General features: G+C 40.8%; 14 protein-coding genes. 3 read left to right on the top strand and 11 right to left on the bottom strand.

The window, feature by feature from the left end; genetic code table 11:
- Positions 1–3 precede the first annotated feature (3 nt).
- The 11 genes from purD to rsmD form a co-directional block, all read right to left on the bottom strand.
- Positions 4–1,287 (bottom strand): phosphoribosylamine--glycine ligase, encoded by a 1,284-nt coding sequence (gene purD / locus I6E82_RS15470; RefSeq protein ID WP_197118250.1) that lies wholly within the window; start codon positions 1,285–1,287, stop codon positions 4–6.
- A gap of 15 nt (positions 1,288–1,302) precedes the next feature.
- Complete coding sequence (locus tag I6E82_RS15465) at positions 1,303–2,124, bottom strand: class I SAM-dependent methyltransferase (protein ID WP_197118249.1); 822 nt, start codon at positions 2,122–2,124, stop codon at positions 1,303–1,305.
- Positions 2,125–2,230: 106 nt separating this feature from the next.
- Positions 2,231–3,817 carry a bifunctional phosphoribosylaminoimidazolecarboxamide formyltransferase/IMP cyclohydrolase gene (gene purH / locus I6E82_RS15460; protein WP_197118248.1) on the bottom strand — a complete coding sequence of 529 codons (1,587 nt, stop codon included), beginning with the start codon at positions 3,815–3,817 and terminating at the stop codon, positions 2,231–2,233.
- 191 nt (positions 3,818–4,008) lie between these two features.
- Positions 4,009–4,299, bottom strand: coding sequence for a DNA-binding transcriptional regulator Fis (gene fis / locus I6E82_RS15455; protein ID WP_002957804.1), 291 nt, complete (start codon positions 4,297–4,299; stop codon positions 4,009–4,011).
- 19 nt (positions 4,300–4,318) lie between these two features.
- Positions 4,319–5,290, bottom strand: coding sequence for a tRNA dihydrouridine synthase DusB (dusB, locus tag I6E82_RS15450; protein ID WP_010553368.1), 972 nt, complete (start codon positions 5,288–5,290; stop codon positions 4,319–4,321).
- A gap of 281 nt (positions 5,291–5,571) precedes the next feature.
- On the bottom strand, positions 5,572–6,453 hold the full coding sequence (gene prmA, locus I6E82_RS15445) for a 50S ribosomal protein L11 methyltransferase (RefSeq protein WP_010553367.1): 882 nt from the start codon (positions 6,451–6,453) through the stop codon (positions 5,572–5,574).
- 67 nt (positions 6,454–6,520) lie between these two features.
- Positions 6,521–8,368, bottom strand: a complete 1,848-nt coding sequence (gene rpoD / locus I6E82_RS15440; protein WP_007586533.1) for an RNA polymerase sigma factor RpoD — start codon at positions 8,366–8,368, stop codon at positions 6,521–6,523.
- 124 nt (positions 8,369–8,492) lie between these two features.
- Entirely contained in the window at positions 8,493–10,244 is a 1,752-nt protein-coding gene (dnaG, locus tag I6E82_RS15435) for a DNA primase (protein ID WP_007586534.1), read from the bottom strand.
- A 244-nt stretch (positions 10,245–10,488) separates the two neighbouring features.
- On the bottom strand, positions 10,489–10,935 hold the full coding sequence (locus tag I6E82_RS15430) for a GatB/YqeY domain-containing protein (RefSeq protein ID WP_007586535.1): 447 nt from the start codon (positions 10,933–10,935) through the stop codon (positions 10,489–10,491).
- Positions 10,936–10,954: 19 nt separating this feature from the next.
- A complete protein-coding gene (gene rpsU / locus I6E82_RS15425; RefSeq protein WP_002957797.1) occupies positions 10,955–11,170 on the bottom strand; it encodes a 30S ribosomal protein S21 in 216 nt (71 codons plus the stop codon).
- A 145-nt stretch (positions 11,171–11,315) separates the two neighbouring features.
- A complete protein-coding gene (gene rsmD / locus I6E82_RS15420; RefSeq protein ID WP_197111583.1) occupies positions 11,316–11,921 on the bottom strand; it encodes a 16S rRNA (guanine(966)-N(2))-methyltransferase RsmD in 606 nt (201 codons plus the stop codon).
- Positions 11,922–12,149: 228 nt separating this feature from the next.
- Here rsmD and ftsY point away from each other — a divergent pair, with 228 nt between their 5' ends.
- The 3 genes from ftsY (at position 12,150) to ftsX (ending at position 16,099) form a co-directional block, all read left to right on the top strand.
- Positions 12,150–14,351, top strand: a complete 2,202-nt coding sequence (gene ftsY, locus I6E82_RS15415) for a signal recognition particle-docking protein FtsY (RefSeq protein ID WP_442960254.1) — start codon at positions 12,150–12,152, stop codon at positions 14,349–14,351.
- 87 nt (positions 14,352–14,438) lie between these two features.
- On the top strand, positions 14,439–15,116 hold the full coding sequence (gene ftsE / locus I6E82_RS15410) for a cell division ATP-binding protein FtsE (protein WP_007582842.1): 678 nt from the start codon (positions 14,439–14,441) through the stop codon (positions 15,114–15,116).
- Positions 15,113–16,099, top strand: a complete 987-nt coding sequence (gene ftsX / locus I6E82_RS15405) for a permease-like cell division protein FtsX (protein WP_007582840.1) — start codon at positions 15,113–15,115, stop codon at positions 16,097–16,099. The genes ftsE and ftsX overlap by 4 nt, the downstream gene beginning before the upstream one ends.
- The last annotated feature ends 70 nt before the right edge of the window (positions 16,100–16,169 follow it).

Genomic DNA, 16,169 nt, shown 5'->3' with positions numbered 1-16,169 from the left:
AGGCTATTGCTCGCGTGCAATAGCACGGTAAGCTATATCAGTACGATATTCCATACCATCCCAGCTAATTTGTTTAACAAGCTCATAGGCGCGCTGCTGCGCTTGCGTAACGGTGTTACCAAGTGCTGTTGCGCATAATACGCGACCGCCTGCGGTTACAACGTCATTGCCACTTTTCTTAGTACCCGCATGAAACACTTTTTCACCCGCAGGGTAATCAACTTTTAGCCCCGAAATTGCATCACCTTTAGGGTAATCACCAGGGTAACCTTTAGCTGCAAGTACAACACCAACGGCTGCGCGTGGGTCAAACTTAATCGTTGTTTTATCAAGTTCTACACGGTTAGCAGCTTCAATCAATTCAACTAAATCTGATTGCAAACGTAGCATCATTGGTTGAGTTTCAGGGTCGCCAAAGCGACAGTTGTACTCAATTACTTTAGGGGTACCTGTATCGTCAATCATCAAACCTGCGTATAAAAAGCCGGTGTACGGATGGCCTTCGCTTGCCATGCCTTCTACCGTAGGGTAGATCACTTCATTCATAATACGCTGGTGGATTTCATCCGTAACAACTGGCGCAGGTGAGTATGCACCCATGCCACCCGTGTTAGGACCAGCATCGCCATTGTAAGCGCGTTTATGGTCCTGACTGGTAGCAAATGGTAATACGTTTTTGCCATCAACCATTACAATGAAAGACGCTTCTTCACCGTCTAAAAACTCTTCGATAACAACACGACTTCCCGCATCGCCAAAAGCATTACCCGCAAGCATATCGCGAATAGCTGCTTCGGCATCGGCTTGCGTCATGGCTACAATTACGCCTTTACCCGCAGCCAAACCATCTGCTTTTACAACAATTGGCGCGCCTTTTTCTTTTAAATAAGCAAGGGCTGGGTCAATTTGTTCAAACGTTTGATAATCGCCTGATGGGATATTGTGGCGTGCTAAAAAATCTTTAGTAAACGATTTAGAGCCTTCAAGCTGGGCTGCGCCTGCCGTTGGGCCAAAAATAGCCATGTTATGTTCACGAAACTTATCAACAACACCCAGTACTAACGGTATTTCTGGACCTACAATAGTAAGCTCTACCTTGTTTTGCTGTGCAAAACTAAGTAAACCATCTAAGTCGTCAACGTTTATTGCTACGTTTTCAAGTTTTGGTTCAAGTGCAGTACCTGCATTACCAGGGGCTACAAATACAGTATTTACTTTGGTGTTTTGAGCGGCTTTAAACGCAAGTGCGTGTTCGCGGCCGCCGCTGCCAATGACTAAAACATTCATGGCGAAAATTCCTATTTAAAGCGGTTTCTTAAATTTCAGCGTCATGCGGTCGCTTTCACCAATGGCTTTATATTTGTCAGCATCTTGTTCGCCGAGTCTAAAGCTTGGTGGTAGCGTCCATACACCTTTAGGGTGATCGGCTGTATCTTTTGGATTTGCATTTATTTCACTGCTTGCTACTAATTCAAACCCAGCTTGTTTAGCAAGGTCTACTACGTAGCTCTGCTTCATATAACCAGATGTTTTTTGATCTTCGTCAGCACGCTCTTCAGCTAAACGGTGTTCAACTAAACCTAATGTACCACCTGGTTTAAGGGCTTTATAAAAAGCTTGGAATGCACTTAATGCACCGCTTTTATCTTTGCCCATATACCAGTTATGCACATTACGGAAAGTTAAAACCATATCGGCACTGCCAGCTGGCGCAATATCTAAATGTGTTACAGGTGCAAACTCAGTAATTTTAACGCTACTAAAGCGCTCATCTTCAGCTACTTTTTGTTTAAAGCCCGCAAGAGAGCGTTGGTAGTAGCCAACTGATGAATCAGCAGGAAAGTGCGCGGCATAATAAGTACCTTGCTCTTTTAGTGCTGGCGCTAAAATTTCACTATACCAACCACCGCCTGGCGCAATTTCAACAACTGTCATAGTTGGTTTAAAGCCAAAAAATGCAAGTGTTTGAGCCGGGTGACGATATTCGTCACGAACGCTGTTTTTAGCGCTACGTTCGCTTGATTGAAGTGCATGCTCAAGGCTCGATTCGTGGTTATGGCTAAGCGCCATAGTCGATGTCATCGTTAGTGTGGCTACAAGTAGCGATTTTAGCGCAAATTTCATTGTTTGTTCCTTCACATTATAATTTTAAATAGGTTATTGAATAATCAGAATACGTGAATTTATAGCAAACAAAAAGGGTTAAACCAACGTTTAACCCTTTGTGTGATTAGTGGCGGAAATGGCGCATACCAGTAAGTACCATTGCCATGCCAGCTTCATCAGCAGCTGCAATCACTTCTTCATCACGCATTGAGCCACCTGGCTGAATTACCGCAGTAATACCAGCGGCTGCTGCTGCGTCAATTCCATCACGGAATGGGAAGAATGCATCAGACGCCATAACTGAACCTTTAACTTCAAGGTTTTCGTCGGCAGCTTTTATGCCTGCAATTTTAGCTGAGTATACGCGGCTCATTTGGCCTGCGCCTACACCAATGGTCATACCGTCACGGGCATAAACAATTGCGTTTGATTTAACAAACTTAGCTACTTTCCAACAAAATAGTAAATCTTTAAGTTCTTGCTCTGTAGGTTGGCGCTTAGAAACAACTTTTAAGTCGCCTTGCGTTACCATGCCTAAATCGCGGTCTTGAACTAAAATACCGCCGTTAACGCGTTTAATATCTTGGCCAGCTGCTTTACCTGTCCACTGTCCACATTCTAATAAACGAACGTTCTTTTTAGCTTCAACAATTTTTGCAGCGTCGCTCGAAATACTAGGTGCGATAATTACTTCAACAAACTGACGATCAACAATTGCTTGTGCAGTTGCGGCATCTAGCTCTCGGTTAAAGGCAATAATGCCACCAAATGCTGATGTAGGGTCTGTTTTAAAAGCGCGCTCGTATGCTTGTAGAATATTGTCCCCAATTGAAACACCACACGGGTTAGCATGTTTTACAATTACGCACGCAGGTACGTCAAATTCTTTAACACATTCAAGTGCTGCATCGGTATCTGCAATGTTGTTAAACGAAAGGGCCTTACCTTGCAATTGAGTTGCTGTTGCAACTGATGCTTCAGCAATGTCACTTTCAACATAAAAAGCAGCATCTTGATGTGAGTTTTCACCGTAACGCATATCTTGCTTTTTAGTGAACTGCATATTGATAGTACGTGGGAATTTAGTCTCTACAGCAGCTTCCTCGGTGTAATCAGGAACCATTTTACCGAAGTAGTTAGCAATCATGCCATCGTATGCGGCAGTGTGCTCGTAAGCTGCAATCGCTAAGTCAAAACGTGTTTTATATGTAGTAGAGCCATTATTGTTTTGCATTTCACTAATAACACGGTCGTAGTCACTCGCGTTTACCATGATTGTTACGTCTTTGTGGTTTTTAGCGGCTGCACGAACCATTGTAGGGCCGCCAATATCAATATTTTCAATAGCATCTTCAAGGCTGCAGTTTTCTTGAGCGACTGTATTCGCAAAGGGGTATAAGTTAACTACAACTATGTCGATAGCAGAAATGTTGTTATCTGCCATTACGCTTTCATCTTGTCCGCGACGGGCTAATATGCCGCCGTGAATTTTTGGGTGAAGAGTTTTTACGCGACCATCCATGATTTCAGGGTGGCCTGTGTGATCTGATACTTCAGTCACTTTTATGCCGTTATCAGCAAGTAGTTTACATGTGCCGCCAGTTGATAATATATCAACGCCTTGCGCTTCTAGTGCGCGGGCAAATTCAACAATACCGGTTTTATCAGACACACTTAATAGTGCGCGACGAATGGGACGATGAGTATCCATTGTAGTTTGATTTCCTCAGTTAATGAGCTAGCTTAGAAGCGGGCATTTTAACTGATTACAACTCAAAAAACGACTTATAAAGCGCCGATGAGGGTGAGCATTTTGCAACTCGGCTATTAAACTACGGGCATAAAAAAAGCACCCTAGGGTGCTTTTTTAATAATTAGCTGTGATAAATCACAGCCAGCATATTAGTTCATGCCGTATTTTTTAAGCTTTTTACGTAAAGTACCACGGTTGATACCTAGTAAAATTGCTGCACGAGTTTGGTTACCACGTGTATATGTCATTACTTCTTCAAGTAATGGCGCTTCTAGCTCTGAAAGAACAAGGTCGTAAACGTCTTGCACATCTTGACCGTTAAGCTGCTTTAAATAGTGGTGAACAGCTTTTTTTACTGCATCACGCAATGGCTGCGGTTTCTCGTGTGACTGAACATGAGGGTTAGTGATAAATGGAGAAGTCACGTTTTGTTCGAACATTATTAAGTCTCTTTCTTTCTTAGTTAGCTGCTAGTGTTTTAAAGTATTGCTCTAATGCGACGACCTGTGCTTGTGGGTTGTCGAGCGCATTAAATACTCGCCTAAACTGACCATCACTGTCATGGGTTTGCAAATACCAAGATACATGTTTGCGAGCAATTCGCGCTCCCATTGGCTCACCGTAAAACAGATGGAGGTTTGTTAAATGCTCCATTAAAATACTGCGCACCTCTGCAATAGCAGGCGGCTGTAAGTGTTCCCCAGTTCGCAAATAGTGGTCTATCTCCCTAAATATCCAAGGGCGACCTTGGGCGGCTCGGCCAATCATAATGGCATCTGCACCCGTATAGTCTAAAACCTGTTTTGCTTTTTCTGGTGATGTAATATCACCATTGGCAACAACAGGAATCGACACTGAACGTTTTATATCCCTAATCGTGGCGTACTCAGCATCACCTTTGTACATACATGCGCGCGTACGCCCATGTACAGCAAGTGATGCAATGCCATAACGTTCAGCTATTCTCGCAATCTCTACACCATTACGGTTATCCGGATCCCATCCTGTACGGATTTTAAGTGTCACAGGTATATCAACAGCATTAACGACTGCATCAATAATCTCTTCCACAAGTTCAGGAAACTGTAATAAGGCAGAGCCTGCGAGTTTCTTGTTCACTTTTTTTGCTGGGCACCCCATATTGATATCTATGATCTGTGCACCGTTAGCAACATTGAATTGTGCGGCCTGCGCCATAAGCTCAGGATCTGCTCCTGCAATTTGCACAGCGCGTATACCCGACTCACCGCTGTGATCCATACGGTTCATCGACTTTTCCGTTTTCCAAACCTTAGGATTAGACGATAGCATTTCAGAAACAGCTAGCCCTGCGCCTAAACGACGGCAAAGTTGTCTAAATGGTCTGTCTGTAATGCCAGCCATTGGCGCGACAATTACATTATTCTCAAGTTGGTATTTACCGATACGCACTATATTCAATAGGCCTCTTTTCAAGGGGCGCTAAGTTTACGGTTTTTTTCACAAAAATCAAAGGCTATAAATTGAACAAAAGTAACTTTTTTTTGCCCTTTTCGTATTGACATTTGATAACCACATGACAAGTAGGTTGATTTGTTTGAAATTTATACAAGTTTTATTTTTTACACAATAATCAGAAAACTTTTAATATGTAAAAAAATAGTAAAGCCTGTTAAATACAGGCTTTACATGCAGGTTTTGAGTTAATGCTCTAAATTTGGTTATGCAGTTTATTACGCTTTTTTAGTGCCACTTACTCGAGTCCAATCACCTTCAACGGCAATGTCATCTAGTTCAATAAACGGTGCATAAATATCAGCAACTGATTGTGCTTGTTCTTCTAAAATACCCGACATGGCAATTTTTCCACCAGGCTTTAATAAACCTAAAATTACACTGTGCAATTCGCGAAGTGGCTGGGCTAATATATTTGCCACTACTATGTCGGCGGTAAACTCAGGTTGGTTTTCTGGAAGGTATACTTCAAGTTTGTCTGCAACGCCATTACGGTTAGCATTATCGAGGCTTGCCTCAAGCGCTTGAGGATCAATATCAATCCCAATCATGCGCTCTGCGCCTAGTTTTATAGCTGCAATACCTAAAATGCCTGAGCCACAACCAAAATCAACAACCGTTTTACCTGTTAGATCTTGGCTTTCTAACCACTTAAGACATAAGGCCGTTGTTGCATGTGTGCCCGTACCAAAGGCAAGGCCAGGGTCAAGCAGTACATTTACTGCATCAGGATCTGGAATGTCGCGCCAGCTTGGACAAATCCATAGCCTTTCACCAAATTGAATAGGGTGGAAGTTATCCATCCATTCACGTTCCCAGTCTTTATCCTCAAGCTGCTCTATTTTGTATACTAAATTGTCTTTTAGTTCATCATGGCGTTTCAATAACGCAACGACTTCATTCATATCGTGATTAGCTTCAAACAAGCCAATTACTGTTGTATCAGCCCAAAATACAACGGTGCCAATTTTGGGTTCGTAAATAGGGGTGTCTTTTGCGTCAATAAAGGTTACTGAAGCACTACCCGCTTCCATTAATAGGTCACTTACTGCATCTGCTGTTGCAGCATTGGCGTTAATACGAATTTGGATCCAAGCCATGATTATTTCCTTCAAATAGAAAAAAGGCCGCTATAGCGGCCTTTTTAGTTTATATAGTAGCGCTAAATTATTTAGCGTCTAAAAAGCTTTTCAGTAAATCTGAGCGAGAAGGGTGGCGTAATTTACGCAGCGCTTTCGCTTCTATTTGACGAATACGTTCACGTGTTACGTCAAACTGTTTACCTACTTCTTCTAAGGTGTGGTCGGTATTCATATCAATACCAAAACGCATACGTAGTACTTTAGCTTCACGGGCTGTTAGGCCTGCAAGTACATCGTTAGTTGCGCCACGAAGAGACTCCATTGTTGCCGAATCGATTGGCGAATCAATAGTTGTATCTTCGATAAAGTCACCTAAGTGAGAATCTTCATCATCACCGATTGGTGTTTCCATTGAAATTGGCTCTTTAGCAATCTTAAGTACCTTACGGATTTTATCCTCAGGCATCATCATGCGTTCTGCTAATTCTTCTGGATTTGGCTCACGACCCATTTCTTGTAACATTTGACGAGAAATACGGTTAAGTTTATTAATCGTTTCAATCATATGTACTGGAATACGGATTGTTCTTGCTTGGTCAGCAATAGAGCGAGTGATTGCTTGACGTATCCACCACGTAGCATAAGTAGAGAACTTATAACCACGGCGATATTCAAACTTATCAACTGCTTTCATCAGACCAATGTTACCTTCTTGAATTAAATCCAAGAATTGTAAGCCACGGTTTGTATATTTTTTAGCAATTGAGATTACAAGACGTAAGTTAGCTTCAACCATTTCTTTTTTTGCACGGCGTGCTTTCGCTTCACCAATGCTCATTCGACGGTTAATGTCTTTAATACGCTCAATGCTTAAACCTGTTGTTTGTTCAATAACAGATAGTTTATTAATGCTACGAATGATTTCTGGCTTAACTTCTTCAAGTTTAGCTGAGTATTTTTCGTTACCTGAAATTTCTAAATCAACCCACGAAGCGTCAGTTTCGTTATTAGCAAAATGCTTAACGAATGTTTTCTTCGGTAATTTAGCAATTTGTACAGCTTGTTTCATGATTAGACGTTCTTGAACGCGAACACGATCCATCATTTCACGCATGTTATTTACCATGCGGTCAAACTGTTTAGGTATTAATTTAAAGGTTCTGAAAAGCTCACCAATTTCAAAAATGGCGGCTTGTGATTCAGGATGCGAACGACCTTTAGCTTCAAACGTATCACGTGCTTTATTGTATAAATCACGTAAATTTTCAAAATGAATGCGCGCTTCTTCAGGATCTGGCCCTGTGTCTACTTCTTCTTCATCTTCGTCATCGCTATCAGCATCATCTTTGTCATCTTTATCGTCATCAAGTTGCTTAGCACTTAATTCTGAACCGATATTAGTTGCTGAAATTGGCGCTGTATCTTCATTAGGATCGATAAATCCAACGATGATATCGCTTAAACGCATTTCTTCAGCTTCAAACTTATCCCACTGCTCTAGCAGGTAAGTGATTGCTTCAGGGTACTCTGCAACAGAAATCTGTACTTGGTTAATGCCTTCTTCGATACGTTTAGCGATTACAATTTCGCCTTCACGTGTAAGAAGTTCAACAGTACCCATTTCACGCATGTACATGCGAACCGGATCCGTTGTACGGCCGATTTCTTTTTCTACAGTCGCAAGGGCTGCAGCGGCAGCTTCAGCTGCGTCTTCGTCTGTCGTTGTTTCTTGCATCATTAATTCATCAGCATCAGGCGCGTTTTCGCTAACCTTGATACCCATATCATTAATCATGCTTATGATATCTTCTACTTGATCTGAGTCTATAATGTCTTGTGGAAGGTGATCATTTACTTCTGCAAAAGTTAAGTAGCCTTGCTCTTTACCTTTTTGAATCAGAAGTTTTAATTGTGACTGAGGAGTTGGATCCATAGAGATTGTTTCTTCCACTCTGATAAGTTGATACAACAGGCGCCATCATGTAGTTTGCATTAAAGCCAACTAGAATAATGTGACGCAGTGAATAGCACAGTATAACAGTTTAAATCAATTTTGACTAGCTGTTAGTGGCTTTTAACGCTGTCATTAACAAATGACACTCAAGTCTTTCGTCGCTACTAAGGCCTTGAGTCTTGTCCTTTATTAATAGGGTCTCGAGTCGATAATTTAAACACTGATCTTCAATAAACTTGAAAGTATTTTTAAAAACCGTCTCTAAACGCTCTTCATTTATGTCGTGTTGCCACGTTGCAAGCTTGATTAAGGGCTCGTAATCTTCAGTTCCTCTAAAAAATTCGAGTAGTTGCGCTGTGGTAATGCTTTCTTTTTCTAAAGCTTGCTCTTGTAAGCGTAATAATAGCCCTATACCAGCAATATTCATTTGTGCGAGTTCAGGTAAATATGGCACATTTTTAGCTAAGTTAGGATGTTGAATTAAAATACCAATCGCTTGACGCATTGGTGTTATTTTAAACTTACGTTCAATCGAATGCTGTTGCTTTGGGGTTTTTAAACGGTTATTTAATTGCTCACGTGTTCTTCCGATTAAACGCCCTAATTGTTCAAGAATGTTTTCTTGATAAAATTCACTTGGGATTTTTTCAATGAGTGGAAGTGCTGCACTGAGTAATTTAGCTTTTCCTGAGTCGAGTGTTAAATCAACTTCTTGGCTTAATTTATTAAACAATACTTTGGTAAAGTCATCTGCTTGGCTTAGGCGCAATTCGAATTGCTCCTTACCTTCTTTTTGTACAAGAGAGTCAGGATCTTCGCCATCGGGTAAAAAAGTAAATTGCAGTGCTTTACCGTCATTTAAATAAGGAAGTGCGTTTTCAAGCGCCCTCCAAGCTGCATCACGGCCAGCTCTGTCGCCATCGTAACAACAGATTACTTTATCTGTTGTTCTAAACAACGTATGCATGTGCTCGCTTGTTGTTGCGGTACCTAGTGATGCAACGGCATATTCAATCCCTTGCTCGGCTAAGGCAACAACATCCATGTAACCCTCCACAACCATTACATGCTCAAGTTTTTTATGGGCTTGCTTTGCTTCATAAAGTCCGTAAAGCTCAAAGCCTTTATGAAAAATTCGGGTCTCTGGCGAGTTTAAATATTTTGGCCCTTGGTCGGCTTGCATTACACGGCCACCAAATGCAATAACACGCCCGCGTTTATCGCGAATAGGGAACATTAATCGGTCGCGGAAAAAATCAAATTGTCTACCTGGTGTTTTTTCTGAAGCTAGCTTTAATTCAACCAATTGCTCTTTTTGTTCTTTATTACGGCCAAGCTGAAGACATAATCCATCCCATTCGCTGGGAGCGTAGCCAATCATAAACTTTTTAACTGTTTCACCACTTAAACCACGGCCTTTTACATATTCAATAACGGCGGCAGAATTACTGTGGTGTTTTAATTGGTGCTGATAAAAGCGCGCAGTATGAAGCATTAAATCGTAATCAGAGCGCTTTTGCGCAGCAGTACGTTCTGGTGCTGAGTTTGTGCCTTGTTCTCGAGGTACTTCTAAGTTAAGCATGCTTGCTATTTCTTCAATAGCATCTACAAACTCAAGCTTTTCATACTCCATTACAAACGAAATAGCATTACCATTAGCGCCACAACCAAAGCAATGATAGAACTGTTTGTCTTGCGATACGGTAAATGAGGGCGATTTTTCGTTATGGAATGGGCAACAAGCTTGATAATCCTTACCTGCTTTTTTTAGACCTACTTTTGAGTCTATCAGGTCGACAATATCGGTTCTGGCAAGTAAATCGTCTATAAAGTTACGTGGGATCTTTCCAGCCATTAGTAAAATACAGTCCTGAAATAATAAGAAGAATAACGAATATGAAATTTACTTTTTTATACTAGCTTGATGCAAAGTATAGCGTGCTTTAACTTACCAAAATGATAACAAAATAAATAGGGAAGCTATAAAAAATTTCATTTTAAAGTAACCTAGTAGGTGTACTTTTTATTAAAGTTAAAAACAAAGAAACCGAGCGCAAGGCTCGGTTCACTTCAATCATACTTTAATGTATGTGGGAGTATTAGGCAGTTAATCGTTGCTTAATTAAACCAGAGATTTTGCCCATATCGGCACGACCTTCGGCTTTGCTTTTGATTATACCCATTACTTTACCCATGTCTTGCATACCTGCTGCGTTAGTATCAGCAATAGCCGCATCAATGAGAGCAATGATTTCTTCTTCACTCAATTTTTGAGGTAAGAAAGTTTCAAGTGCTACTATTTCATTGGCTTCAATATCAGCTAAATCATCACGCCCAGCATCTTTGTACTGAGTGTAAGAGTCACGACGTTGTTTAACAAGCTTCACTATAACGGAGGTAATACCTGCGTCGTCTAGTTCTATGCGCTCGTCAATTTCACGTTGCTTGATTGCAGCAAGTACCATACGAATAGGGTTAAGACGTTGTTTGTCTTTGGCTCTCATCGCATCTTTTTGCGCATCTTTTAGCGTTATTAAAAGGCTCATTTATACAAGACCTAATATATTAGTATAATTTAACGCGACGTGCGTTATCACGAGAAAGTTTTTTCATGTGACGTTTTACTGCAGCAGCTTTTTTACGCTTACGCTCAGCTGTTGGTTTTTCATAGTGCTCGCGACGACGAACTTCTGAAAGGATTCCTGCTTTTTCACATGAACGCTTGAAGCGACGAAGTGCTACGTCAAACGGTTCGTTCTCTCTTACTTTAATTACTGGCATTAAAAATTCACCTACCTAAATTATGAGCGTTGCTCAAGTTGATCAAACATTGATCAAGTGGTTCAAAAATGGTGCGGTATTGTAATCCGAAGCAACACCACATGTAAAGGACAATATTAACAGAAACGCATCATGTAAAACAGTATTAATTTGCTTGGCGCTGGTAGAGTTTGCAAAACACTTGGCCTGCCTTTTTTTCTTTAATTAACAACCAGTTGCTCGGGTTCTTGAAGGTGGTTAACTCTGTTTCTACTTCAACATAAATTAATGCATCATCGCTTAACCATTGGTTTTTTTCTAATAAATCGCAGGTTGTTTGCGCTAAATCTTTACGAAATGGTGGGTCAACAAATACAAGATTAAACGCTTCGTTTGTGTTTTTTTGCTCTAAAAAGGAGAGTGAATTAGTATGTTTAACGTATGCGTTGTCGAGCTTTAAAGTGCTAATGTTTTGTTCTAATTGCTTGGCAGCTGACGAGTCGAGCTCGATAAATGTGGCGTTTTTTGCAAACCGAGATAGCGCTTCAAATCCTAACCCACCAGAACCTGCAAAACAATCAAGTACATTTGTGTCACGCGTATCTTGCATTAGCCAATTAAATACAGTTTCTTTAATTCGATCGGTAGTAGGTCTTAAGCCTTCTACATTTTTAACAGGGAGTTTTCGGCCTCGAAATTGGCCACTAATCACTCTAATAAAGCCATCACTGGGCTTGTTAGTAGCTTTATTTTGCGTTGTTTTTTTTTTCATTTAGCTCACTAAAAAATGGTATATGGTATCTAGCTCAGATAATATTATGGGTGATTACGTGTAGCTTCATTTTTCAACCGTATTAAAAGTGTTACTATTGAACACTTACGTTTTGAATGGTTGTATTTATTAGCAACTATTGCTGGGCATTGCCAAGCTATTTCAAATTTTAGTTTATCAGATTTTTATAAGTGGTTATTAGCAAGTATGACAAAAAAAAGTAAATTCATGTCGTGGCTCGGTTTTGGCAAGTCAGATAAAAAAGAAGCAGAGCAAAAAGCAGCCGCTGATAAACAACAAGCATTAGCGCAAGAAGAAGCGCAGAAGCTAGAGCAAGAAAAGCTTGCGCAGCAGGCTGAAACTGAACGCTTACAAGCAGAAGCCGAAGCAGAGCGCTTAGAGCAGGAGCGTATTGCTGCTGAACAAATTGAAGCTAAACGTTTAGAGCAAGAAAAGCTAGCACAGGAGCAAGCTGAAGCTGAATGTTTAAAAGCAGAAGCCGAAACAGAGCGCTTAGAGCAGGAGCGTATTGCTGCTGAAAAAATTGAAGCTAAACGTTCAGAGCAAGAAAAGCTAGCGCAGGAGCAAGCTGAAGCTGAACGTTTAAAAGCAGAGGCCGAAACAGAGCGCTTAGAGCTGGAGCGTATTGCTTCTGAACAAATTGAAGCAAAACGTTTAGAGCAAGAGCGTGCTGAAAACGCAGAAAAGATTGCAATTGAGCAGGCCAATGCTGAATTACTTGCAAAACAACAAGCTGATGCAGAAGCGCAAAGACAAGAACATGCACAACGTTTAGCCGATCAAGAAACGCAGATGCTGTTAGAGCAAGAGCGATTGGCTGCAGAAAAAATAGAGGCTGAGCGACTAGAGCAAATACGCCTTGAAAAAAAGGATGAAGCTGTAAAGGCTGAAAAGCTTGCAATAGAGCAAGCGAATGCTGAGTTATTAGCAAAAGAACAAGCAGATGCTGAAGCACAAAGACAAGATCAAGCAAAACGTTTAGCAGAACAAGAAGCGCAAATGCGTTTAGAGCAAGAGCGCATTGCGGCTGAAAAAGCAGAAAATGAACGTTTAGAGGAAGAACGCATTGCGGCTGAAAAAGCTCAGAGTGAGTGTTTAGAGCAAGAACGTATTGCTGCTGAAAAAGCTCAGAACGAGCGCTTAGAGCAAGAACACATTGCTGCTGAAAAAGCAGAAAATGAACGTTTAGAGCAAGAGCGCATTGCGGCTGAGAAAGCAGAAAATGAACGTTTAGAGCAAGAGCGCATTACTGCTGAAAAAGCAGAAAATGAGCGTTTAGAGCAAGAACGCATTGCGGCTGAAAAAGCAGAAAATGAGCGTTTAGATCAAGAGCGCATTGCTGCTGAAAAATTAGAAAATGAGCGTTTAGAGCAAGAACGCATTACTGCTGAAAAAGCAGAAAATGAGCGTTTAGAGCAAGAACGCATTGCAGAAGAACTTGCAATTGAAGAAGCTAAAAAAGCAGAAAAGCCGAAAAAAGAAGGGTTTTTCTCTCGTCTTAAAAAGGGCTTGTTAAAAACTCGCGTTAATATAGGTTCTGGCTTTGCATCTATTTTTAGTGGTAAAAAAATAGATGACGAATTATTTGAAGATCTTGAAACACAGCTGCTCACCGCCGATTTAGGCGTTGATACCACCATGAAGTTGATTGATAGCTTAACTGATGCTGCAAACCGTAAGCAGTTAAAAGATGGTGATGCGCTTTATGAGTTAATGAAACAAGAAATGGCGGCGATGCTAAAAACGGCTGAACAGCCTTTAGTCATTACCAAAGATAAAAAGCCATTTGTTATTTTAATGGTGGGCGTAAATGGCGTTGGTAAAACAACGACTATTGGTAAGATGGCTAAGCAATTTCAAAGCGAAGGTAAGTCGGTTATGCTGGCTGCTGGCGATACGTTTAGAGCGGCTGCTGTTGAGCAACTTCAGGTTTGGGGTGAGCGTAACAGCATTCCTGTTATTGCACAGCATACGGGTGCAGATAGTGCATCGGTTGTTTTTGATGCATTCCAAGCTGCAAAAGCACGTAATATAGATGTGTTAATTGCAGATACAGCGGGTCGCTTGCAAAATAAAGATAACTTAATGCAAGAGCTTGAAAAAATAGCTCGTGTTATGAAAAAAATTGATCCTGATGCGCCGCACGAAGTGATGCTAACCATTGATGCTGGCACAGGTCAAAATGCAATTAGCCAAGTGAACTTATTTAATCAATGCGTTGGTTTAACAGGTATTACGCTTTCAAAACTTGATGGAACTGCAAAGGGTGGTGTTATTTTTGCGGTTGCAGATAAGTTTAATATTCCAATTCGTTACATTGGTGTTGGTGAAGGTATTGATGATTTACGCGCTTTTAAAAGCGATGACTTTATTGATGCGTTATTTAGCCAAGATGAGGACGACGTTTAATTTACCAAAAGAGGGAGCTTGCTCCCTTTTTAATTGCGAGGAATACCAATTTTATTAGTAAACTAATTGAATTGGCATAATAAAAAGATGATAAATTTTCAGCAAGTAAGTAAGACTTATCCTGGAGGGCACCGCGCCCTCGAAAAAGTTAATTTTCATGTTAAACCGGGTGAACTTGCCTTTTTAACCGGCCACAGTGGTGCGGGTAAAAGTACGTTGCTTAAGTTAATTAGCTTAATGGAACGTCCATCGGCAGGTAGTGTATTTATCAACGGTGTTGATTTAAATAAAGTAAACTCGCGTCAAATTCCTTATGCTCGCCGTGATATAGGTATTATTTTTCAAAATCACCGTTTACTAGAGCGCTATACCATTTTTGATAACGTGGCACTGCCTCTTATTATTGAGGGTACTCACCATAAGCAAATAGCTAAACGTGTTCATGGTGCGCTTGATAAAGTAGGCCTGATAGACAAAATAAAATGTCATCCGTCTATGCTCTCTGGAGGCGAGCAGCAACGTGTTGGTATTGCCAGAGCAATTGTAAACTCCCCGCCAATTCTGTTAGCCGATGAGCCTACAGGTAACCTAGACCCTGAGCTTTCAATGGAAATACTAAAGCTGTTTGAGGACTTTAATAAACACGGCACCACTGTTCTTATAGCGACGCATGACTTAGGTTTGGTTGCACGTATGAAGTACCGCAGTCTAACCTTAAAAGATGGCCGCATGCTTCAAGATCCGCTCGCTGAGGGAGCACTATGAGTTTACTTTTTAAAAGTCGTCAAAATAGTAACGACAAGCAAAAAAAATCAGTATTAGCTGGCGGTTATTTTTTCATTATTAATATTTTTCGCCAAGGTGTTCATAGCTTAGGTGAAATGTGGCGTACGCCGCTTGCATCTATGATGACTATTGCTGTACTTGGTTTGAGCCTAACGTTACCTGCAACACTTTATCTCGTTGTTAAAAACGTACAGCAAGTAAGTAGTGGTTTTGAAGAAGCGAGTGAGATATCGTTGTTTGTAAAAGAAAGTATGAACGAGCAAGAAACACAAACATTAGTAAAGCGTTTAGCACTTTATCCAGAAGTGGAAAGCGTTGAATTTATTTCAAAGCAAAAAGCACTAACAGAATTTAAAGACGTATCTGGCTTTGGGCAAGCTTTAGAGTACTTAGATAAAAACCCATTACCTGATGTGGTACTTGTTACTCCTACAAAACGTCACAGACACCCAAATGCCGCTAAAGTACTGCTAACTAAATTAGAAAGTGAACGTGAAGTTGATTTTGGTAAGCTCGATATAGCGTGGCTAGAGCGTTTAAATGCATTACTAGATTTACTGAAAGAAAGTGTAATAACCATCGCATTATTACTGCTTACCTCAGTGACGCTTATTATTGGTAACACCATCCGTTTGTCGATCATGGATAAAAAAGAAGAAATACAAGTAATGAAGCTAGTCGGCGCAACTAACACCTTTATACATGCCCCATTTTTGTGGACCGGTATTTGGTATGGTGTAATAGGTGGTTTATTTGCCTTTATATGCGTAGGACTAATGATGTGGTGGCTTTCAAGCGCTGTGAGCAGTGTAGCGGGGGTGTATCAAACAAGCTTCTCGTTAATTGGATTATCGCTTAATGAGCTCGGCTTTTTAGTGTTGCTTGCAACAAGCTTAGGATTTGTGGGCTCGTACCTTTCTGTAAATCGATATATTAAAGAAATAGAACCCGATAAAGTATAAAAAATCCTGCAAACTATAAGTGAACCAACCCAGCTTGATATGCGTATCGTACCGAACTGGGTTGTACCTC

The organism is Pseudoalteromonas sp. NZS11 (assembly GCF_015864765.1).
GTDB lineage: Bacteria > Pseudomonadota > Gammaproteobacteria > Enterobacterales > Alteromonadaceae > Pseudoalteromonas > Pseudoalteromonas arctica.
The sequence above is the reverse complement of the archived record's forward strand: the minus strand, read 5'-3'. Positions and strand labels throughout refer to the sequence as shown.

Bases quoted from the DNA above. Each gene is read 5' to 3' on its own strand.
- purD (WP_197118250.1), bottom strand. From the start codon at position 1,287: ATGAATGTTTTAGTCATTGGCAGCGGCGGCCGCGAACACGCACTTGCG.
- I6E82_RS15465 (WP_197118249.1), bottom strand. From the start codon at position 2,124: ATGAAATTTGCGCTAAAATCGCTACTTGTAGCCACACTAACGATGACA.
- purH (WP_197118248.1), bottom strand. From the start codon at position 3,817: ATGGATACTCATCGTCCCATTCGTCGCGCACTATTAAGTGTGTCTGAT.
- fis (WP_002957804.1), bottom strand. From the start codon at position 4,299: ATGTTCGAACAAAACGTGACTTCTCCATTTATCACTAACCCTCATGTT.
- prmA (WP_010553367.1), bottom strand. From the start codon at position 6,453: ATGGCTTGGATCCAAATTCGTATTAACGCCAATGCTGCAACAGCAGAT.
- rpoD (WP_007586533.1), bottom strand. From the start codon at position 8,368: ATGGATCCAACTCCTCAGTCACAATTAAAACTTCTGATTCAAAAAGGT.
- dnaG (WP_007586534.1), bottom strand. From the start codon at position 10,244: ATGGCTGGAAAGATCCCACGTAACTTTATAGACGATTTACTTGCCAGA.
- I6E82_RS15430 (WP_007586535.1), bottom strand. From the start codon at position 10,935: ATGAGCCTTTTAATAACGCTAAAAGATGCGCAAAAAGATGCGATGAGA.
- rpsU (WP_002957797.1), bottom strand. From the start codon at position 11,170: ATGCCAGTAATTAAAGTAAGAGAGAACGAACCGTTTGACGTAGCACTT.
- rsmD (WP_197111583.1), bottom strand. From the start codon at position 11,921: ATGAAAAAAAAAACAACGCAAAATAAAGCTACTAACAAGCCCAGTGAT.
- ftsY (WP_442960254.1), top strand. From the start codon at position 12,150: ATGTCGTGGCTCGGTTTTGGCAAGTCAGATAAAAAAGAAGCAGAGCAA.
- ftsE (WP_007582842.1), top strand. From the start codon at position 14,439: ATGATAAATTTTCAGCAAGTAAGTAAGACTTATCCTGGAGGGCACCGC.
- ftsX (WP_007582840.1), top strand. From the start codon at position 15,113: ATGAGTTTACTTTTTAAAAGTCGTCAAAATAGTAACGACAAGCAAAAA.